This is a genomic window from Cupriavidus sp. 2TAF22 (assembly GCF_052115045.1).
GTDB lineage: Bacteria > Pseudomonadota > Gammaproteobacteria > Burkholderiales > Burkholderiaceae > Cupriavidus.
The window spans coordinates 419600-438199 of record NZ_JBFRFX010000001.1 but is presented as its reverse complement, the minus strand read 5'-3'; the positions used below and the strand labels follow the sequence as shown (position 1 = coordinate 438199).

Annotated in this window: 19 protein-coding genes; 9 read left to right on the top strand and 10 right to left on the bottom strand. The window is 66.5% G+C overall.

The annotated features are described in order from the left end of the window. Positions 1–64 precede the first annotated feature (64 nt). A complete protein-coding gene (locus AB4Z48_RS01945; protein WP_441612140.1) occupies positions 65–1270 on the bottom strand; it encodes an NAD(P)/FAD-dependent oxidoreductase in 1206 nt (401 codons plus the stop codon). Positions 1271–1713: 443 nt separating this feature from the next. Between AB4Z48_RS01945 and AB4Z48_RS01940 the strand changes: the two genes are divergently transcribed. Both AB4Z48_RS01940 and AB4Z48_RS01935 read left to right on the top strand, forming a co-directional pair. Further along, positions 1714–2163 (top strand): cupin domain-containing protein, encoded by a 450-nt coding sequence (locus tag AB4Z48_RS01940; protein ID WP_441612139.1) that lies wholly within the window; start codon positions 1714–1716, stop codon positions 2161–2163. A gap of 108 nt (positions 2164–2271) precedes the next feature. Continuing rightward, positions 2272–2667 carry a copper resistance protein CopQ gene (locus tag AB4Z48_RS01935; RefSeq protein ID WP_441612138.1) on the top strand — a complete coding sequence of 132 codons (396 nt, stop codon included), beginning with the start codon at positions 2272–2274 and terminating at the stop codon, positions 2665–2667. 24 nt (positions 2668–2691) lie between these two features. Here the strand turns inward: AB4Z48_RS01935 and AB4Z48_RS01930 are convergent, their stop codons facing one another. Next, on the bottom strand, positions 2692–2946 hold the full coding sequence (locus tag AB4Z48_RS01930; RefSeq protein WP_441612137.1) for a DUF3175 domain-containing protein: 255 nt from the start codon (positions 2944–2946) through the stop codon (positions 2692–2694). A 62-nt stretch (positions 2947–3008) separates the two neighbouring features. On the opposite strand from AB4Z48_RS01930, the gene AB4Z48_RS01925 reads away from it, so the two are divergent. After that, positions 3009–3260, top strand: a complete 252-nt coding sequence (locus AB4Z48_RS01925; protein ID WP_441612136.1) for a hypothetical protein — start codon at positions 3009–3011, stop codon at positions 3258–3260. 62 nt (positions 3261–3322) lie between these two features. On the opposite strand, the gene AB4Z48_RS01920 is transcribed toward AB4Z48_RS01925, so the two are convergent. Then, complete coding sequence (locus AB4Z48_RS01920; RefSeq protein ID WP_441612278.1) at positions 3323–3796, bottom strand: YbhB/YbcL family Raf kinase inhibitor-like protein; 474 nt, start codon at positions 3794–3796, stop codon at positions 3323–3325. Positions 3797–4120: 324 nt separating this feature from the next. Here AB4Z48_RS01920 and AB4Z48_RS01915 point away from each other — a divergent pair, with 324 nt between their 5' ends. The 3 genes from AB4Z48_RS01915 to AB4Z48_RS01905 all read left to right on the top strand — a co-directional run bounded on the left by AB4Z48_RS01915 (position 4121) and on the right by AB4Z48_RS01905 (position 6980). Further along, the gene (locus AB4Z48_RS01915) at positions 4121–4288 is read left to right on the top strand and encodes a hypothetical protein (protein WP_441612135.1); all 168 of its coding nucleotides are present in this window, start codon (positions 4121–4123) and stop codon (positions 4286–4288) included. A 107-nt stretch (positions 4289–4395) separates the two neighbouring features. Beyond that, positions 4396–5166: an SH3 domain-containing protein gene (locus AB4Z48_RS01910; RefSeq protein ID WP_441612134.1), complete on the top strand. Its 771-nt coding sequence runs from the start codon at positions 4396–4398 to the stop codon at positions 5164–5166. A gap of 158 nt (positions 5167–5324) precedes the next feature. Next, positions 5325–6980, top strand: a complete 1656-nt coding sequence (locus tag AB4Z48_RS01905; protein WP_441612133.1) for an AMP-binding protein — start codon at positions 5325–5327, stop codon at positions 6978–6980. A 37-nt stretch (positions 6981–7017) separates the two neighbouring features. Here the strand turns inward: AB4Z48_RS01905 and AB4Z48_RS01900 are convergent, their stop codons facing one another. Beyond that, positions 7018–8226 carry a GNAT family N-acetyltransferase gene (locus tag AB4Z48_RS01900; protein WP_441612132.1) on the bottom strand — a complete coding sequence of 403 codons (1209 nt, stop codon included), beginning with the start codon at positions 8224–8226 and terminating at the stop codon, positions 7018–7020. Positions 8227–8546: 320 nt separating this feature from the next. On the opposite strand from AB4Z48_RS01900, the gene phaP reads away from it, so the two are divergent. After that, positions 8547–9107 carry a TIGR01841 family phasin gene (phaP, locus tag AB4Z48_RS01895; RefSeq protein WP_441612130.1) on the top strand — a complete coding sequence of 187 codons (561 nt, stop codon included), beginning with the start codon at positions 8547–8549 and terminating at the stop codon, positions 9105–9107. Positions 9108–9279: 172 nt separating this feature from the next. On the opposite strand, the gene AB4Z48_RS01890 is transcribed toward phaP, so the two are convergent. The 4 genes from AB4Z48_RS01890 to AB4Z48_RS01875 form a co-directional block, all read right to left on the bottom strand. Continuing rightward, positions 9280–10518: a thiolase family protein gene (locus tag AB4Z48_RS01890; RefSeq protein ID WP_441612129.1), complete on the bottom strand. Its 1239-nt coding sequence runs from the start codon at positions 10516–10518 to the stop codon at positions 9280–9282. A 32-nt stretch (positions 10519–10550) separates the two neighbouring features. Beyond that, entirely contained in the window at positions 10551–11522 is a 972-nt protein-coding gene (locus AB4Z48_RS01885; protein WP_441612128.1) for a quinone oxidoreductase family protein, read from the bottom strand. 98 nt (positions 11523–11620) lie between these two features. Beyond that, positions 11621–13222: an AMP-binding protein gene (locus AB4Z48_RS01880; protein WP_441612127.1), complete on the bottom strand. Its 1602-nt coding sequence runs from the start codon at positions 13220–13222 to the stop codon at positions 11621–11623. A 4-nt stretch (positions 13223–13226) separates the two neighbouring features. Next, positions 13227–13790 carry a VOC family protein gene (locus AB4Z48_RS01875; RefSeq protein WP_441612126.1) on the bottom strand — a complete coding sequence of 188 codons (564 nt, stop codon included), beginning with the start codon at positions 13788–13790 and terminating at the stop codon, positions 13227–13229. Between the two features lie 463 nt (positions 13791–14253). Between AB4Z48_RS01875 and AB4Z48_RS01870 the strand changes: the two genes are divergently transcribed. Then, positions 14254–15510 carry an MFS transporter gene (locus AB4Z48_RS01870; RefSeq protein ID WP_441612125.1) on the top strand — a complete coding sequence of 419 codons (1257 nt, stop codon included), beginning with the start codon at positions 14254–14256 and terminating at the stop codon, positions 15508–15510. Positions 15511–15534: 24 nt separating this feature from the next. Next, the gene (locus AB4Z48_RS01865) at positions 15535–16335 is read left to right on the top strand and encodes an SDR family NAD(P)-dependent oxidoreductase (protein ID WP_441612124.1); all 801 of its coding nucleotides are present in this window, start codon (positions 15535–15537) and stop codon (positions 16333–16335) included. Here the strand turns inward: AB4Z48_RS01865 and AB4Z48_RS01860 are convergent. Further along, complete coding sequence (locus tag AB4Z48_RS01860) at positions 16323–17348, bottom strand: LacI family DNA-binding transcriptional regulator (RefSeq protein WP_441612123.1); 1026 nt, start codon at positions 17346–17348, stop codon at positions 16323–16325. The genes AB4Z48_RS01865 and AB4Z48_RS01860 overlap by 13 nt on opposite strands. Before the next feature lie 163 nt (positions 17349–17511). Next, positions 17512–18483, bottom strand: a complete 972-nt coding sequence (locus tag AB4Z48_RS01855) for a Bug family tripartite tricarboxylate transporter substrate binding protein (RefSeq protein ID WP_441612122.1) — start codon at positions 18481–18483, stop codon at positions 17512–17514. Positions 18484–18600: the final 117 nt, after the last annotated feature.

Sequence of the window (18600 nt, the reverse complement as noted above, 5' to 3'; positions counted from 1 at the left end):
GCGGCGCGAAGGCTCTGCGCACCGCCGCGGGCGAACACCCAACCCGCTACACAAGCACCCGCGCTCAGGCAACCACGATGCGCAGGGGATCCGCCGCCTCGAACACGTCGGCGCGGTTGGCGCTGGGCGGGTAGATCCATTCGGTGTTGATCCTGGTCTTGAGTTGCTTGGCGTCGGCGCCGGCCATCTTCACCTCGCGCTCCCATCCTTCGGTATAGACCGCCCCCCACGGGCCCAGGTCCAGGCAGGTCACGTACTTCGGCTGGCTGTAGGGAATCGGCTCGACACCGAGCAGGTCGGCGGTCACGTTGTGACCTGCCGAGCGTCCGAGGTTCATGGCGTGCTGGCACGACATGGCGGCGTAGTTGCCCTCGTCATCGGTGGCGGCGTAGGCCACGTCGCCGGTGGCGAAGATGTTCTTCACACCCTTGACCTGCAGGTTGCGGTCCACGTGCAGGCGACCGAAGTTGTCGCGCTGCGCGGGGATCTGCTCGGTCAGCGAGCTGGCACGCACGCCGGCCGTCCAGATCACGGTGCTGGCGTCGATGCGCTCGCCGTCGGCCGTGGTCAGGCCGGTGGCATCGACCGACGCCACCGCGGAGCCGAGCTTCCACTTCACGCCGAGCGCTTCCAGCGCTTGCGAGATGACGGGTCGCGGGCCGGCGCCGAGTTCGGCGGCGACTTCGGTATTGCGGTCGACCACGATCACGTTCACGTCGGCGCTTGCGCCCAGCGCGGCACGCAGGCGCGCCGGCATTTCCGCCGCGGTCTCGATGCCGGTGAAGCCGCCGCCGGCCACCACGATGGTGTTGCGCGCCGGCGTGTCAGGTTGTTCGCCGAGGGCCTTGATATGGGCTTCGAGCTCCGCCGCTTCATCGACCTGGTCCACGCTGAACGCATGCTCCTTCAGGCCGGGGATGCCCGGGCGGAACAGGCGGCTGCCGGTGGCCAGCACCAGGCGATCGTAGGCCAGGACCGACTTCGCCTGATCCGCGCCGACGACTTCGACTTCGTTGCGATCGTGGTGGACGCGTTCCACCGTGCCCTGGATGAAGCTCACGCCAACCGAGTTGAAGATATCCATCAGCGGGGCTTTCATCTGGCCGGGGGCTTCCTCATACAGGCGCGGGCGGACGTGCAGTTCCGGCGCCGGCGCGATCAGCGCGACTTCGACGTCCGTCCGCTTCTGCTGGTCGAGCAGACGCGCCGCGCTCAGTGCGGCCCACATGCCGGCGAAGCCGGCGCCAATTACCAGGATACGTTTGCTCATATGCATCTCCATTGATGTTTGCAAGTGTCACTGCGCCGGACCTGCAGCCGCGCCTCGCGCATGCCCGATCCGCCTTGGAAGGGTGTTGGGGATGGGCCGCACCGGTTTCGCGCCTGCGTCCGTAGCCTTCCCTCGTCCGGGCAGCCGGTGCGCCGGCCGCCCTTCGGACTCTGGCCCGGAACACTGCTTTGCCGCGGGCCCTTCCATAACTCCGATTCTAATTGTCGTAGTTTAAAGATTCAAGAATTTTTTTGCACCCCGCATGAAGGTGGCGCGTCCTGCTCGCGATCCCGGTGATCCGGTGGGCCCACGCGCCGACAGCACGCAAGAAAATCGCCTTGCGCGGTCCGCAGAAACGGACTACGCTCCATAACTACGATACCTCGAGTCGTAGTTATGGAGCAGCCGAACCCGCTTCAAGGCTGCAGCAAGGAGCCGAGACCATGAAATTCCAACCCGTGACGCTGGCGAATGTGCTGGCAATAGTGCTGGCCGGCTACGGCCTGGGCGGGACGCCCGCGCCCGCGGCCGCCGCGCCGGAGGTCGCCGCGCCGCGCGAGACCATCGCCCCGGCGTTCCGCTATCCGATCGCCAACGTGCAGGGCAAGACCATCACGACCATCGTGGTGGACTACCCGCCGGGCGGCAAGACGCCCGGCCACCGCCACGGCGGTGCCTTCGTGGTGGGCTATGTGCTGCAAGGCGCCATCCGCAGCAAGATCGACGACGGCAAGGAGCACGTCTTCCACGCCGGCGAGAGCTGGACGGAAACACCGGGCGTGGACCACCGCATGAGCGAGAACGCCAGCGACACCGAGCCGGCGAAGATGCTTGCCATCTTCATTGCCGACACCAAGGAAACGGACCTCGTGAAGTTCGGCAAGAAGAAGTAGGGAAGCGGAAGCGAAGGCAGCGGACTTTGAAACGGAACCCGGACCTCTCCGGGGCCCGCAACCCCGCCGGCAAGGCGGATCTATAGCAGCAAGGAGAGTATCTTCATCATGAACAAGCATCTCATTTTCAAGGACCTGCTGATCGCGGGCAGTCTCGTGGCCGCCTGTCTATCGGGCGCGGCACAAGCCACCGGCCCGCGCGAAAGCACGCATCCCGGGGACAGGTACGGCTACAACCTGCATCGGCCGGCCTCGGATGCCTTTACCGACAGGATGCACGACGGCAAGGCCGCACCTGCCGCGGACCCGGCACGCATCGTCGCCGGCCAGGACCAGAGCGGCGTGTCGGCGGCGCCGGCGCGCACCATGAGCCCGGCCGCCGAAGGCGCCGCCGGCCATCCGGGAACGAGGGGTGCCGAAGGCGGCCGCCTGCTTGCCGGGCGCGATCTTGCCTGGCCCTCTTCGCAACCCGAACATGCGCGGGTCCGGCCCGCCGGCGCATGACACCATGCCGGAAGCGCCCGCCCTTCAGGCCGGACGACCGCATGGCTCGCGCAACTTGCGGCTGGCTTGATTGAGCGTGGCGCGGCGTGCCATCGGCAACTGGCGGGCTGCGCGATCGATGCAGAAGCCGGGCATCGACATCGCCGGCTGCAACGGCACATCCGCCACGTCGTCGGCAGCCCGCGAACACCCTGGCACACCATGTCTGCCGCGAGCCACCACCTTGCCGCGGCGCTGCCGCCTGCGGCGCACAGTGCGGCCGATTTCCCGATGGCACATTCCATGCGTCTTGCCTGTGAGCGCACCTCTGCCGCTCGCAATCAAACCGTCTGGAGACTGTCATGCAAACCCTGTTGATCCGAGACCTGTCCCGTGCCGATGGCATGGACCGCCACGCCATGGCCGCCACGCGTGGCGGCATCGCCTATCTCAACCGCGACCTCGACCCCGGCTTTTCCCCGCCATCGGCGTCCTGTGGCTTTCCATGGCTGCCGCCGCAGATGCGCGACTTGCTCAAGTCGATGCCACTGCCAGTGACCCTGCCCGGCATGGGTCATGCGGAATCGCCGCCGCCCAAGGTCGTCCCGCTGTGATGCGCAACCGGCGCCGGCACCTGGTGTCACGGTGCCGGCGCCATATCCCGCTGACGGCGCACTCAGCGCCCGTACCTGCCGACCACGCTCTGTGCGCCGAGCGCGTGCCCCTTGAGCGCAGAGAACAATTCGTCCCGGCTCAGTCCCTGCGGTAGCGCGCCAGGCGCGAGGTCGCTGGCGACCACGCTCAGCACATAGTGATGCGGCACGTCGCCGACCGTCGGACAGGGGCCCCGGTAGGCCATGTCGCCAGTCACGTTCTTGCCCACCGTGATGCCATCCCCGCTGCTCCTCCCTTCGCCCTGCTTGAGCTGCCCGCGCTCGGCCGCGATGTTGTACGCGACCCAGTGCGAGACGCTGAGCCCGTTTGCGCCATCGGGGTCGAACAACAGCACCGCGACCGATTTCGCGCCGGCGGGAAGATTGGACCAGGAGACCTGCGGTGTCACCCCCTTGCCGCCGCAATTCTGCGTGTCATTGGCATGCAGCGAGGGTATGGAGGTGCCTTCCGCATACGAGGAAGAAGACACCTGCATTCCCGCCGCGCGAGCATTGCCGAGCCCGCAGGCGAGGCCAATCGCGATCAGTGCGCCGGCGGCCGGCGCGTGCCATCTGCATTTGAATTCCATTCGTGTCCCCTGCCGATCAGATAAGTGAAATGCATGGATCCGCGCGAACGGGAATGCGCGTGATTTCGTGCGGCGCGCGCGAGGAATGTGCGCGTATACCCTCTGGCCGTCCCGATTGCAGCGCGGAGGTTACAGGCATACCATGAACTCGAACGTGCTCAAGGCAGCTCTGCGTACGGACGGTGTCATTAGATATAACGTTAAAGATATAACGGCTAAGGGAGACATCAAATGCAAGATTATCAAAGCCTTGTCTTCGTGTGCGCTATTGTCCTGGTGTGCCTCTATGTCCTGCTCGGCACGCTCGCGCAATCCCGCGCCATCAAATTCGGCGCCCCCGCCATCGTCTCGGCCCTGATGGTCGCGTTCTCGGTCTCGCCATGGCACACCATGGGGTGAACGGGGCAAGCCGTTAGCACGGCCCCGATTCGCTGTCCGCTGCACTGCAGCGGCATGATCCATGCCGCGGTCTTCGCCTGCGCCCGGCTTCGAGCAGGAGACACACAATGCACCGCAGCATAGTGCAATGCGCCCTGGCGGTATTCGCCACCGCGGCGGCCTTGCCCGGCGCGGTCCATGCGCAACCCGGGCGGGCATTCACGGCCGGCCCCGTCAACCTGCTGGCCGGACCGGGACAGGAATACCCGGTGGTTGCCCAACTCGCGGGCGGCACGCCACTCTCGGTCATGGGCTGCATCGCCCAGTACACCTGGTGCGACGTGGCCTTGCCCAACCTGCGTGGCTGGGTCTATGCGGGCATGCTCAGCTACCCCTACCAGGGCAGCCAGGTACCGGTGCTCAACTACGGCACCATGATCGGCTTGCCCATCGTCAGCTTCACCATCGGTTCGTATTGGGGTAACTACTATCGCAATCGTCCCTGGTATCACGACCAGGGACGCTGGGCGCCGCGCCCGTCACCGTACGGACATGGCCCCGGCTATGCGCCGCCGCATGCGCGCCCGCCCGGCGGTCCTCCGCACGGAGAGCGTCCGCCGGGCTACGGCGGCGGGCATGGTGGCGGCGGAGGTGGTCACGGCGGCGGTAGCGGCGGTGGTCACGGTGGTGGTCACGGTGGTGGCCACGGCGGCGGTAACGGAGGCGGTAACGGAGGCGGTGGCGGTCACGGCGGTGGCAACGGAGGTGGTGGCGGCCACGGTGGCGGCGGTGGCGGCGGTGGCGGCGGTGGCGGCGGTGGCGGCGGTGGCGGCGGTGGCGGCGGTGGCGGCGGTGGCCACGGCAACGGCCACGGCAACGGTCACGGCGGCAGCCACTAGTCTCGTCCGACGGCGGCGCGGCAAACGCGCACTGGCAAACGGGTTCAGTCAGCGTGCGCGGCGAGGCCATTGCCGCGCACGCGGGCCTGGCCCAGAATTTCGCCAGACGCGGTCCGCACGCACGCCCGCCAATCACGAGAGACACCAAGGAGACCACCATGCGCGATTACGCCGAGGCCATCGCAGGCTTTTCCTATGAGGCATCGCTGGCGGAGCGCCTGAGCGGCACGCCGGACGCCCTCAACGCCTGCGTCGAATGTTGCGACCGCCATGCGCTGCCCGGACGCATCGCGCTGTTCTGGGAAGGCCGCGACGGTAGCAGCGAAACCTACACCTTCGCCCAGTTGCAAAAGCTCTCGGCGCAGTTCGCCGGGTTCCTCAAGGCGCAGGGCATCGGCCCCGGAGACCGGGTCGCGGGGCTGCTGCCGCGCACGCCGGAGCTGCTGGCCACCATCCTCGGCACGTGGCGCGCAGGCGCGGTCTACCAGCCGCTGTTTACCGCCTTCGGGCCAAAAGCCATCGAGCACCGCCTGCAGGCATCGGGAGCGCGCCTGGTCGTCACCGACGGCGCCAACCGCGGCAAGCTCGACGACGTGCAGGGCTGCCCCGCGGTGCTCACCGTGGCCGGCGCCAAGGGCCGCGGCCTGGTGCGCGGGGACTTCAGCTTCTGGGCCGAGCTGGACCGCCAGCCGGCGGACTTCGCGCCGGTCATGCGCAAGGGCAGCGACCCTTTCCTGATGATGTTCACCTCCGGCACCACCGGCCCCGCCAAGCCCTTGCTGGTGCCGCTCAAGGCCGTGGCCGCATTCGCCGGCTATATGCGCGACGCGGTGGACCTGCGCCCCGATGACGCGTTCTGGAACCTGGCCGATCCCGGCTGGGCATACGGCCTGTACTACGCGGTCACCGGCCCGCTGGCCCTGGGCCATCCGACCACCTTCTACGACGGCCCGTTCAGCATCGAAAGCACCTGCCGCGTCATCAACAAATACGGCATCACCAACCTCGCCGGCTCGCCCACCGCATACCGGCTGCTGATCGCCGCCGGGCAGGCGGTGTCCGGTCCGTTGCGCGGCAAGCTGCGCGCGGTCAGCAGCGCCGGCGAGCCGCTCAACCCCGAGGTCATCCGCTGGTTCGCCGACCAGCTCGGCGTCACCATCCACGACCACTACGGCCAGACCGAGCTTGGCATGGTGCTATGCAATCACCACGCCTTGCGTCATCCGGTCCACCTGGGCGCGGCCGGCTTCGCCAGCCCCGGCCATCGCGTGGTCGTGCTCGACGACGAAGCGCGCGAACTGCCGGCGGGCCAGCCAGGCACGCTGGCGCTGGACCTGGCGCAGTCGCCGATGTGCTGGTTCGGCGGCTATCACGAAACGCACACCAGCGCCTTCGTCGGCAAGTACTACCTGACCGGCGACACGGCGGAGCTGAACGAGGACAACAGCATCAGCTTCATCGGCCGCAACGACGATGTCATCACCACCTCGGGCTACCGCGTCGGCCCCTTCGACGTGGAGAGCGCGCTGATCGAGCACCCGGCCGTGATCGAGACCGCGGTGATCGGCAAACCCGATCCGGAACGCACGGAGCTGATCAAGGCCTTCGTCGTGCTGGACCCGCAATACCGCGCGGGACCCGAACTGGCCGAGCAACTGCGCCTGCATGTGCGCAACCGCCTGGCGGCCCACGCCTATCCGCGCGAGATCGAGTTCGTAGCCGAACTGCCCAAGACGCCGAGCGGCAAGGTCCAGCGCTTCATCCTGCGCAACCAGGAAGTGGCCAAGCTGCGCGAAGCCGGAACGCACGCCTAGCAGCGCACCGGCCCGCGCCGTCCATCTGCAAGAGGGCTCACGCGGACCGGGTGGCGCGAGCGGACGCGCTGCCGTCGCGGCCGTCCTCATCCTCTGCATGCCCGCGCAGCCGGGCGATGCGCCCGCGCGCCCAGCGCGCGCCCTGCAGCAGCCTGTAGCCCGCCAGCCCCCATTGCGTATGCGCGACATGGAGGCTGGCCGTGGCGTAAGCGACACCATTGCTCCAGAACTGCTTGTAGTGCTGCCGTCCGGAGCCGAAGTCGAAATCGAAGCGATGGTCGAAGGCCCATTTCACGCACCAGTCGATCAGCACCGTGCCCGGCGACAACTTCGCGTACGCGGCGTCGTAGGTGTTGATGACGAGGTCGACGCAATGGTTCTGGATGGCGAGCAGGTTGAGCGCTACCGGCACGCCGTCGAGCGTCAGCACAAAGAAGCGGAAGGGCTGGGCATGCCGGCTGGCATGCATGTCGCCGACCGCCATCAGGCGCATCAGGAACGCGTGGCTGTCGTCGGAGAACAGCCACGCGCTTTCTATCTCGCCGCGCTCGGCCCAGCGCCGCTTGTGCAGCAGCAACCAGTCGACGAAGAAGGCGGCCCGGCTGTCGTTGTGATCGACGATCAGGACCTCGGCCTTGCCCTGCCCCTCGAATCGCCGCAGCAGGTAGTCCGGCGGATTGCGCGAGCGGCCGGTGCGCGAACGGCAGAATGCGGTCCACCCGGCCTGCTCGCGCATCCGCGCCACGGGGGTGATCTCGTCCAGGCGATAGGCAACCCGGCCGCTTTCGCTTGCGCAGCGGTGCAGCAGCGAGCTGCTGCGCACGCGCGGCAGGTAGACGAGGTCCGGCCTGGCACTGGCGAGCATGGCGTGCCAGGCGGCAGACACGATCGCCGCGGCATCGGCGCCGGGTTCGACCAGGATGTCGTGAGGCGGGTTGTAGCCGGGCCCCAGCGGCTGCATGAAACGCCAGCCCGCCCTGCGGTAGACGACCAGCGGCCATAGCACCACGAGCCGGCCCTGCGAGCGTCCGGCCAGGCACTGCAGCTTGCGGCCCGCCATGGTGGCGGCCACCCCTAGGCTGCTTGCGCAATAGGCAAACGACTGGAAATGCGCGCCATTGGCCCTCTGCCACAGCGCATCCCATTCCGGCGCGAGCGCGTGAAAGGCCTGGGTATCGCTGATCACTTCGTGCTGGACGGCGCAGTGGCGCATGGCAGGTCCGTGCGTCGGGAAGAACAGCGGCATGGTAGCCGCCGATTCCGCCAGCGCGACGTGCGGTAGCCAACATAAGCCCGCCGGTTGAAACCGCTCCCCACGTCACGGGGGTGCGCTTGATGTCGACCATGCTGCACAGCAACAGCGATAAGCGCCAGATGTCCGGGTATGTCCCTAGGGGCTATCCAAATAGCCCCCTCTAGAATCTGCCCTTGGATGGTGCACTGCGCAAACCGGTGACGCCCATCCCTTCCGAACCAGACCCTCGACCCGATCCGCACGGCATCCACATCCAGTGCATGCCGGCCCTGAGTCGGCCAAGCGGCCGGGCGATTCACAGGAGAGCACGCATGTTCGTTTTTTCGTCCGACCAGTTCGCAGAAGCCCAGAAAGCCCATTTCGCCAACCTGTTCGCGCTGACGAATACGGCCTTCGACGGTTTCCAGAAACTGGCCGAGCTGAACCTGCAGGCAGTCAAATCGTCGATCGCCGAAAGCCAGGATAATATCCAGGCCGCCCTGTCGGGCCGCGACCTGCGCGACGTCTTCACCACGCGAGGCACGCTGGCGCAACCGGCGGCCGACAAGGCGCTGTCGTACGTGCAACACGTGTACGAGATCGCCTCCGACACGCAGACCGAACTCGCCAAGGCCGTGGAAGCGCAGTACGAACAACACACCCGCCGCGTGCAGGCTTTCGTCGACACCTTCGTGAAGAACGCGCCGGCCGGCTCGGAAGCCCTCACCGCGCTCCTGCAGTCGACGGTCGCGGCCGCCAACAACACCTATGAATCGGTGCAGAAGGCAACCAAGCAAGCCGCCGAGACGGTCAAGTCGAACTTCGAGGCCTCGACCGCGGTAGCCTCCGGCGCCGTGCAGCAAGGCGCCCGCCGCGCCGTCAAGGTAGCCTGACGGCGCATCGCGCGGCACAGCTCTCGTGCCGCGCGGCAGCAGACGCTCAGGTGGCAGGCGTCGCGCGACGACGCCGCGACCCGCCTGATCGTCCTGCCGGGAACAACAGGAACGCGCAGCGTTCCTGTTGTCATCCTTCTCCTGGACGAGAAAGAAGAAGAGCCCTTCGGACTCAGCGCGAAAGAATCGTCACGCAGGCAACTGCCTCTTCCACGCCGATCAGTCCGCCACCATTCTCGGCAATGCCCACCGCGGCATGTTCAACCTGCCGCCCCTGCGCCTCGCCACGAAGCTGGAGCACCAGTTCGTGTATCTGTGCCAGGCCTGTCGCGCCAATGGGGTGCCCTTTGGACTCCAGTCCGCCGGAGGGATTCACAGGGATCCGTCCGCCGAGCGCCGTGTCGCCGCGCTCCGCCAGCGCCCCGCCCTCGCCGAACGCGCAGAGGCCAAGGTTCTCGGTCTGGACAATCTCGCCCATCGCGGTGGCGTCGTGAACTTCGGCCACCGATACGTCCGACGGAGCGATGCCGGCCTTTTCGTAAGCTAGCCTGGCCGCGATCGCGGTGCAGGCGTTCTCGACATCGTTCACATCCCGATCGGCCCCGGTGCGTACGACCGACGCGGCGATGCGCACCGCCCGGGAGCGGCTCAGGCCGAGCCTTCGCAAGACGCTCTCGCTGCAGACGATCGCCGCGGCCGCACCGTCCGACACGGGCGAGCACATCGGCGCGGTCAGCGGATAGACGATCGGGGGCGCCGCCAGGATCTCCTCGACGGAGTACGGGTTCCGGTACTGGGAGAGCGGGTTGTACTGCGAGTGCTTGTGGTTCTTGGACGCGACGGCTGCGATCTGGCGCTGGGTGGTGCCGTAGCGCTTCATGTGCTCGCGTGCCGAAGCCGCATAGATGTCCATGAACACACTGTACGGCTTTGCAGAGGTGCTGCCCGGCGGGACTTCGACGCCCCGGCCGAGCTTGAGCAGCCGCTCCCTGGCGGCCTCGACCTCTGCGATGTCCCAGCCGCTGTCGAACGCAGAGAACATGCGCTCCCGGTCCTGCGAATACATCTTCTCGGCGCCGACGGCGAGCGCGATATCCCCCTCCCCCGACCTGACGAAGTTGTACGCCAGGTTCAGCGCGGTACTGCCGCTGGCACAGGCATTCTCGACGCTGGTGACCGGGATGCCACCGATACCCATATGGCGCAGTGCCACGGGGCCGCGGATCATATGCTGCCCTTCCATATGGCCCTGCACGCAATTCGCAAAGAATGCCGCCTGCAGTCTTTCCTTTTCAACGCCGGCATCCTTGAGCGCCGCGTCGACGGCTGCGCTTGCCATCTGCTTGATGCTCAGATCCAGCAAGCGGCCGAATGGCGTCATCCCGACGCCAATGACATATACGTTTTCCATGTTGTCTCCTGTTTCTCGTCCCGGTCACCGCGCTAGCCGGCGGTGACGACAATCTTTCCGAAATGCCCGTTCTGCGCCATGTGCTCCAGCGCGCCGGCGAGGTCGGCGAGCGGATACACCTTGTCCACCGGCATGCTGATCTTGCCCAGCTTCAATGCCGGCTCCAGGTCGTGCCTGGCGCGCGCCACGACGGCGGCCACCTCGGCCGGGGTCCGGGTGCGGAAGCTCACGCCGATGTAGGTGATCCTGCGCATCGAATGCAGGTCGAAGTCGAAGTCGCCGCTCTCGCCGGCGACCCGCCCGACATTCACCATGCGGCCGCCCACGCGGGTTGCGGACATCCCGCCATTCACGAACGGCCCACCGATCAGATCGACCAGCAGGTCGACGCCCATCCCTGCGGTGGCCTTGGTCACCTCCTGGACCCAGTCGCTCCTGCCGGTGTCGACCGGCAGGTTCGCACCGTAGTCGCGCAGCCTTTGCCGGCGCGCCGCGGAGGTCGAGGAGCCCAGCACCAGGCCCGCGCCAAGCAGCCTGGCAATCTGCATCCCCATCAGCCCCATCCCTGAACTCGCCCCCTGGATCAGGACCGACTGGCCGGCCTGCATGGCGCCGTGCGTCGAGATGGCGTCGTGCATGGTCTGCATGGCTACGGGCAATGCCGCGGCCTCTTCGAAGGGCATGCCCTGCGGGATGGCGTACATCATGGCCGGATGGGCCAGCGTGTACTCCGCGAATGCGCCGATGCCGGCGCCCATCACCCGGTCACCGATTTGCCAGGCCTTGACCTGGCTGCCGACAGCGACGACTTCGCCGGCCCATTCGACACCCAGAGGCACGCCCTGGCCACCCGCCGCGCCATGCCGTTTGCCCTTGGCCATCGTCAGGTCGATACGATTCAACGCGCTGGCGCGGACCTTGACGAGCACTTGCCCGTCGGCCGGCGAAGGGCGAGGCACGTCGGCCGGGACGACACTGTCGCCGTCAGATAAAAATGCACGCATGGTTTTCCTTGTGACATGAAGTTCCGATTGCCTTGGCCCGGGCTATGCCGCGCATGGCCATGCCGGCAATCCACACGATCCGGGCCGGCCCGCGCCGGCTAGCGGCGCAGCGTATAGCCCGCCTTTTCCCGGTCCCAGGTCGAAGGCGTGATCCCTTCTTCGCGCAAGCGATACTTTTCAACGCGATGCGTCGGCGTCTTGGGAAAGTCGCTGCGGAAGTCGACAAAACGAGGCACCGAGAAATACGGCATGAGCTTCTCGCAGTGCTGGATCAGCTCGAGCGCGGATAGCGCCGAGCCCTCCTTGCGCACCACGCAAACCATGACCTCGTCCTCGCCAACCTCGGATGGCACGGCAATGGCAGCGGACTCGAGAACCGCCGGGTGCGCGTTGACGACCATCTCGACCTCGAATGCGGAGATGTTCTCGCCGCGACGGCGGATCGCATCCTTCTTGCGGTCGACGAAGTAGAAGTAGCCGTCGCTGTCCCGCTTCATCAGGTCGCCGGTGTGGAACCACAGGTTCTGGCTCTGCGCCAGCGTCGCCTCGGGATTCTTGTAGTAGCCGTCCATCATGATGTACGGCTCCTGGGGCCGGAACACGAGCTCGCCGATCGCATCCACGCCAACCGGCTCGTCGTTGCCGTCGACAAGATCGACGTCATAGCCGCAGATCGGCAATCCCACCGAACCCACGCGCGGCGCGTCGATGGGGCTTGCGAGCGCGACACAGTTCTCGGTCTGGCCATACCCCTCGTAGAGCTTCAGGCCGAAGCGCTGCTCGAATGCTTCCCACAGGTCCCTGGGCGCACCGCCGCCCGAGGCAAACCTGACGGCGTGGTCGCGATCGGCGGGGCTGTCGGGCTGCTTCATCAGGATCGGGATCATGCCGCCGATGTAGTTGATCTGCGTTGCGCCGAAGCCCTTGAGACGCTCCCAGAAATTCGACGCGCTGAAGCGATCGTCCACGATCAGCGTGGCGCCGGCCATCAGCGCCGGCGTGACCGTCACCAGCTGGGCATTGGCGTGGAACAGCGGCAGGCAGGTGTAGAGGCGGTCATCGTCGCCGATGTGCCGCCCGTCGGCGGTCTTGCTGCCATGCCACCAGAAGTAGTTGTGGCAGAGCTGGATGCCCTTCGATGGCCCTGTCGTCCCCGACGAGTACATGATTGCCAGCGGGTCCCGGTTCGAGACGTGCACATCGGGCAGGGGCACGCCGGACGATTCCAGCGTTTCGAAGCGGACGCCCGGGATCGGCAAGTCCGGGAGCGCTTCGCCGTCCGCCCGCGGCACGATCATGGCCTCGAGCTTGCCGAAGCCGACGTGCGCATCCTGGAAGCGTTCGACAAACGCTTTCGAGACCACGGCCATGCGCGCATCCGAGTGCTCGATCACGTGCCGCAGCAGCGGGCCACGGTAGGCCGTGTTGACGGTCACCTCCAGCAGCCCGAGACGCGCGCACGCGAACCACAAGCCCATGAACTCGGCGCAGTTGGGCAGCATGATCGCGAGCTTGTCCCCCTTGCGCAGGCCGAGCCCGGTCAGTCCGCGCGCCAGGCGGGTCACCCAGGCATCGAACTCGCCGTAGGTATAGGTCCGGTCTTCGAAGACAAGGAATACCTTGTCGGGGCGCAGTGCCGCCTGCATGGCGAGGCACGCGCCCAGCGTCCGTTGCTCGTTCTTGAGTGAGAGCGCATCCACGGGATCAGTCCCCCGCACCGGTCTGCGCCGCTGCCGGCGGAACCTCGACGATGCGCACCGGATCGGATCCGTCCCACGCCAGCCCGGCCTGCCTGATCGCCTCGAAGTACTGCGCCTTCCCGCCCGCCATCTCCGAGATCTCGAACATCCCGCTCGGAAAGTCCGGGTGCACGAAGTACGCAAAGCGGCCGGCGCCACCCATGCGACCGCCATGCCCCTCCACATAGCCAAGTCCGAGCAAGGTTGCGACGATCTCGTCGTAGCGGTCCTCCGTCCAGTAGGCGACGTGCTGCGCGATTTCCCCGTTGCGCTTCAGGGAATCGTTATACAGCGACGGCGCATCGTCCCTTTGCTGGATCAGTTCGATCTGCAGGTCGCCCGAGTTCGCCAGCGCGATCGAGAGTTTCGGCAAGCGGGAGTTCTCGCCGAAGTAGCGAAACTCCCTGGTGCCGACGTCGTCCATGTAGAACCAGGGCCCGATCCCCAGGTTGACCCAATGCGCCATCGCGGCCTTGATGTCGCGCACGACGTACCCGACCTGGCGGACGCCGCCGAATTTCTGACTCATTCCTTGTCTCCTCGATCCTCGTTGATTCGCCCCCGGCACGCACCGGCCGGCCCTGACCGCCCGCCGTTGCCGCTCGAAGTGAGGCGAGTTTAGTTCGTTTCTGGAATCGATTCCCAATAGGGATAACCCTAGGATGAGAGACCGGCATTCCTCTCGCTGGCGAACGGATAGTGCAGCGATTGCGAAATACGCCGCATTTTTGTGGGTTTTGGCCGCCATCGAGACATGAGCACGCATCCGGCGACCGCAGATCGGTTCGTCCGATGCGCGCCCATGGTTATCCCTATGTGCAATCGATTCCAGTCGAACTACACTTGCCTCGGACAAGCCCCCGACAGTGCGGGCTGGTACCAAAACGAGGAGACAATTCATGCACTCAACATCGGGCGCCGGCCCCAGCGAAGCGGCAAGCGCTTCGACGCCATCCGCAGACGACGCGCTCTTCCGGCGCATATCCTGGCGATTGCTGCCGCTGCTGTTCCTGGCGTACTTCATCAACTACCTGGACCGCACGAACATCGGGTACGCGCAACTGCAGATGCAGGAAACGCTCAGGTTCGCGGACACCGTCTTCGGGCTGGGCGCGACCGTGCTCTTTCTCGGCTACGTGCTGTTCGAGATTCCCAGCAACTTGCTGCTGACGCGTATCGGGGCAAAGCGCACGCTGGTCCGGATCATGGTCCTGTGGGGGGTGGCGTCCGCGGCGACGGCGTTCGTCACCACACCCACCCAGTTCTACGTGGCGCGATTCTTCCTCGGCATGTTCGAGGCCGGGCTCGTGCCGGGCGCGCTCTACTACCTGACGCTCTGGTATCCGCCGGAACGCAGGGGCCGCGCCAACGCCATCTTCCTGATGGGCGCCGGCTTTGCGCCGATCCTTTCCGGGCCGATTGCCGGCGGCGTCATGACCTGGCTGCACGGCAAAGGCGGGCTCGAAGGGTGGCAGTGGCTGTTCGCGCTGGAAAGCCTCCCGGCGTTCGCCCTCGCCACGGTCACCCTGCTGCGCTTTGACGACCATCCCGGCCGCGCGCACTGGCTTGCGCCGGAGGAGAAGTCGCGCGTGCAGGCATTGGCGCGCTCCGGCAACGAAGGCCGGGCCGCCGGCCACCTTGGCACCGCACTGCGGCAGCCGAGGGCCTGGGGCTTCGGCCTGGTCTGCTTCCTGACCGTCCTGGGCATCTATGCCCTTGCCTTCTGGCAGCCGACGCTGCTGAAAAGCATGGGCTTGTCATTGATGGAAATCGGCCTGCTGTCGTCGCTGCCCGCCATCGCCGGCGCGACAGCCTCGTTCTGGATGGCCTCCCACTCCGACAAAACGCGCGAGCGCCGCGGACATTTCGCGGTTGCGGCGCTGGTGGGCGCGGCGGGCCTGACGACGGCGGCGCTGATGCAACAGCACCTGTTCATCGCCATGGTGGGCCTGGTGTTTGCAGGTGCCGGCCTGGCAAGCGCACTCACGCTGGTATGGGCGAGCGTCGGGGAAGTGCTGCCGCGCGAGGGGCTCGCGGCTTCCATCGCGCTGATCACCACCTGCTCGAACTGCTCCGGCCTGGTCGGACCGCTGCTGGTGGCGACCATCCGCCAGGCCACGGGCGGATTCGGATGGAGCCTCGTCATCTTGTCCTGCACCCTGCTCCTGGCGTGCGTCGTGATGCAGATCATCCTGTGGCCGTCGAAACGGATCGCCGCCTCCATGGGCGTCCCCGCCGGCCACCGCTAAGTATTTGAACAGCCAGAGACCAGCATGAACCGCATTGAAACCAGAACCATGACCGGGAAACTGCTTGCCGGGAAGACCGCCGTGATCTCCGGCGCGGGCCGCGCCAAGGGAATCGGACGGGCAACTGCCAGGCTCTTCATCGAACACGGCGCGCGGGTGGCGCTGCTCGACCTCGACGAGGACGAGGTCAGGGAGGCCGCGCGCGATGTCGCCCGGGGCGAGCCGGTGGCCCTGGGGGTTCGTTGCGACGTTACGAGCATGGAATCCTGCCTCGCCGCTATCAGCGAGGTGCGGGAATGGGGTGCTTCGGGCGGGCACATCGATGTCCTGATCAACAACGCCGGCCTCACGCAGAAGGTCTGCGCGGCCGACATCACGCTGCAGGACTACCTGCGGGTCACCGACGTTGTGCTCAGAGGCACCATGCAGCTCTCCCAGGCGGCGATCCCGGCCATGCGGAGCCAGAAGGCCAGCTCGATCATCGCCGTGTCGTCAATGTCGGCGCAGCAAGGCGGCGGGGTATTTGGCGGCGCGCACTACTGCGCGGCGAAGGCCGGCGTGCTCGGCTACATCCGTGCACTCGCCCGGGAACTGGGTCCCGACGGCATCCGCGCGAATGCGATCACGCCTGGGCTGATCGTCACCGACTTCTCTCGCACCAATACGCCGGAGGATGTCCTGCATGCCGCGGCGGGGAGCTGGCCGCTCGGCCGCGCCGGGAGCGCCGGCGAGATCGCGGGCGCGTGCCTGTTCCTTGCCTCGGACCTGTCGTCGTACATGACCGGCAGCACGCTCGATGTGAACGGGGGCGCCTATATGCGCTGAGCTTCCGGCGGCGGCATGCACGAGCGTCGCAGCAGGAGTTCGGTCGGGAACATCACCGTCCTGCTGTCGCCGCCGCGGCCCTCGATGCGATCCAGCAGCAGTTCCGCCGCCGTGCGGCCGAACTGCTTCAAGTCCCAGCGCAGCGCGGTGATGCCGGGCGCGGCAAACTGTGCCAGGACGGTGTCGCCGATACTGATGACCGAGATATCCTCCGGAATCCTGAGGCGACTCGCTTCCACTGCCGCCAGGGCACCCGCGAGCATCTCCGTGCCGAGCGAAACGATGGCGGTCGGCCGCGCTGGCTTCGACAACTCGTGCAGAACGTCGCTGAATACGCGCGTCTGCGAAGGGTCGGCATGCTCGATGACCGTGAGTACCGACAACGGCAGGCCGGCCGCCTGAACTGCCTCTTGCGCGCCCGCGATGCGCTCGCGGCCCGGCCGGACACTCGCCGGCGGCGTCTCCAGCAGGATATGCCGGTGCCCGAGGCTGAGAAGAAACGCGATCGCTGAACGCGCGCCTTGCCGATGATCCACCGTGACGCGATCGCAAGACAGGGGACTGTCGCGATCCAGCAGCACAAGGGGCGCTTCCGCACCCCGCATGGCATCGAGCACATCCTCACGCGTATCGTCATCCACGGTCAGCAGCAGGCCATCCATGCGCCGGCGCCTGAACATGTTCAGGAGTTCGAGTTCCTTCGTGCCATTGCGCGAATTCGCCACGATCATCAGGTATCCGGCTTCCTGGAACCGAAGCTCCGCCGCGCCGACGATCTCCGCGTACATTGGATTGGTCACGTCGGAAACCATGCATGCGATGGTACGACTGGACTGGTTGCGCAGGCTCTGGGCCAGCGAATTCGGCTCGTACCCCAGCGTTGCCACGGCGTCCGCAACCCGGGCGCGGAGTTCTTCGCTGGCGTAGCGGTCACGATTCAGGGCGCGCGACACGCTGCTCGCCGATACCCCGGCTAGCTTGGCCACATCGCGGATTTGGACAGGTCGCTTCATGCCGAAAGTATACCCCAGCGCACTGACTGGAACGCGCCGCAAAGCATAGGGCCGCACCCCCGGAGAGCTGCGGCCCGCTTGTGGTCGATCCGGCGTCTTCGACCTGATTTTCGCCCTGATTTCCGGCCTGATTTCCGGCCTGACTTGCGCCTGCCGATGTCGATCAATCGAGCGTGATATTCGCTTCCCTGGCAACCCGCTTCCAGACTTCGATCTCGCGGGCATTGACGGCTGCCTGCTCTTCGCCGGCCAGGTAGTCCGGGGTAATGCCCCAGTCAAGCATCCTGGCCTTGACGGCGGGGTCCTGCAGCGCATCCCTGAGCGCAGCCGAGAGCTTTTCGACGAACGGCTTCGGGACGCCTGCGGGGGCGTACATGGCCCAGCCGGTCCACTGGTCGAAATCAACCCCCTGCTCCTTGTACGTCGCCACGTTCGGGAAGTTCGACGTACGCCGGGTGCACATGGCAAGCGCCTTGATCTTGCCGGTCTTCACTGCCGCGGTTCCCGAGCCGATATCGAGCCAGCCCACCTTCACGACATCGCCCATCATCGCCGTCATGACGGCGGCGCCGCCCTTGAACGGAATGTGATCGAGCTTGATGCCGGTCTTTTGCGCAAGCACCTCCGCGCAGAAATGGCCGGTCGAGCCCGCACCCCAGGTACCGAACTGAATGGGCCTGGGACTCTTCCTGGCCAGCTCGATGAACTCCTTGAGGTTGTTTGCAGGCAGATCATTTGTCGCCACGAGAATGATCGGCGACGTGCCAACCCGCGCCAGCGTGGTGAGGCTCTTGACGGGATCGTAGGGCAGCTGATGATAGACCGCGGGCGCTAGCGTGGTAGTGGTCATCGTCCCCAGCGCAATCGTGTAGCCATCCGGCTTGGCATGAGCGAGCTGCGCGATCGCGATCGTGCCTGCGGCCCCTGCGATGTTCTCCACCACGAACGACTGCCTGAGTCGCTTGCCGAGCTGCTCGCCGAGCAGCCGACCGAACGCATCCGCGCCGCCGCCCGCCGCCGACGGCACGATCAGCTTGACGGGACGCGCCGGGTATTCATCGGGGGTTTCGGCCATGGCAGTGCCAGCGAACGCCGCGCATAAGGCCAAGAGACCCAAGCAGAGGGACTTCTTCATGACACTTGTCTCCGTTGTTTTCTTATCGGTGAGGATCGATCGACCACGCCTTGCGCAGCGTGCGCCGACCGCGCATGCCCTGTCCCAGGGCACGCATGGGGAAGCGCATTTCGAACT

Coding starts and splice junctions, on each gene's coding strand:
- AB4Z48_RS01920 (WP_441612278.1), bottom strand. CDS start 3,796: ATGCAGGTGTCTTCTTCCTCGTATGCGGAAGGCACCTCCATACCCTCG.
- AB4Z48_RS01900 (WP_441612132.1), bottom strand. CDS start 8,226: ATGCCGCTGTTCTTCCCGACGCACGGACCTGCCATGCGCCACTGCGCC.
- AB4Z48_RS01890 (WP_441612129.1), bottom strand. CDS start 10,518: ATGGAAAACGTATATGTCATTGGCGTCGGGATGACGCCATTCGGCCGC.
- AB4Z48_RS01865 (WP_441612124.1), top strand. CDS start 15,535: ATGAACCGCATTGAAACCAGAACCATGACCGGGAAACTGCTTGCCGGG.
- AB4Z48_RS01930 (WP_441612137.1), bottom strand. CDS start 2,946: ATGTGCCATCGGGAAATCGGCCGCACTGTGCGCCGCAGGCGGCAGCGC.
- AB4Z48_RS01945 (WP_441612140.1), bottom strand. CDS start 1,270: ATGAGCAAACGTATCCTGGTAATTGGCGCCGGCTTCGCCGGCATGTGG.
- AB4Z48_RS01905 (WP_441612133.1), top strand. CDS start 5,325: ATGCGCGATTACGCCGAGGCCATCGCAGGCTTTTCCTATGAGGCATCG.
- AB4Z48_RS01875 (WP_441612126.1), bottom strand. CDS start 13,790: ATGAGTCAGAAATTCGGCGGCGTCCGCCAGGTCGGGTACGTCGTGCGC.
- AB4Z48_RS01915 (WP_441612135.1), top strand. CDS start 4,121: ATGCAAGATTATCAAAGCCTTGTCTTCGTGTGCGCTATTGTCCTGGTG.
- AB4Z48_RS01885 (WP_441612128.1), bottom strand. CDS start 11,522: ATGCGTGCATTTTTATCTGACGGCGACAGTGTCGTCCCGGCCGACGTG.
- AB4Z48_RS01910 (WP_441612134.1), top strand. CDS start 4,396: ATGCACCGCAGCATAGTGCAATGCGCCCTGGCGGTATTCGCCACCGCG.
- AB4Z48_RS01940 (WP_441612139.1), top strand. CDS start 1,714: ATGAAATTCCAACCCGTGACGCTGGCGAATGTGCTGGCAATAGTGCTG.
- AB4Z48_RS01855 (WP_441612122.1), bottom strand. CDS start 18,483: ATGAAGAAGTCCCTCTGCTTGGGTCTCTTGGCCTTATGCGCGGCGTTC.
- AB4Z48_RS01860 (WP_441612123.1), bottom strand. CDS start 17,348: ATGAAGCGACCTGTCCAAATCCGCGATGTGGCCAAGCTAGCCGGGGTA.
- AB4Z48_RS01935 (WP_441612138.1), top strand. CDS start 2,272: ATGAACAAGCATCTCATTTTCAAGGACCTGCTGATCGCGGGCAGTCTC.
- AB4Z48_RS01925 (WP_441612136.1), top strand. CDS start 3,009: ATGCAAACCCTGTTGATCCGAGACCTGTCCCGTGCCGATGGCATGGAC.
- phaP (WP_441612130.1), top strand. CDS start 8,547: ATGTTCGTTTTTTCGTCCGACCAGTTCGCAGAAGCCCAGAAAGCCCAT.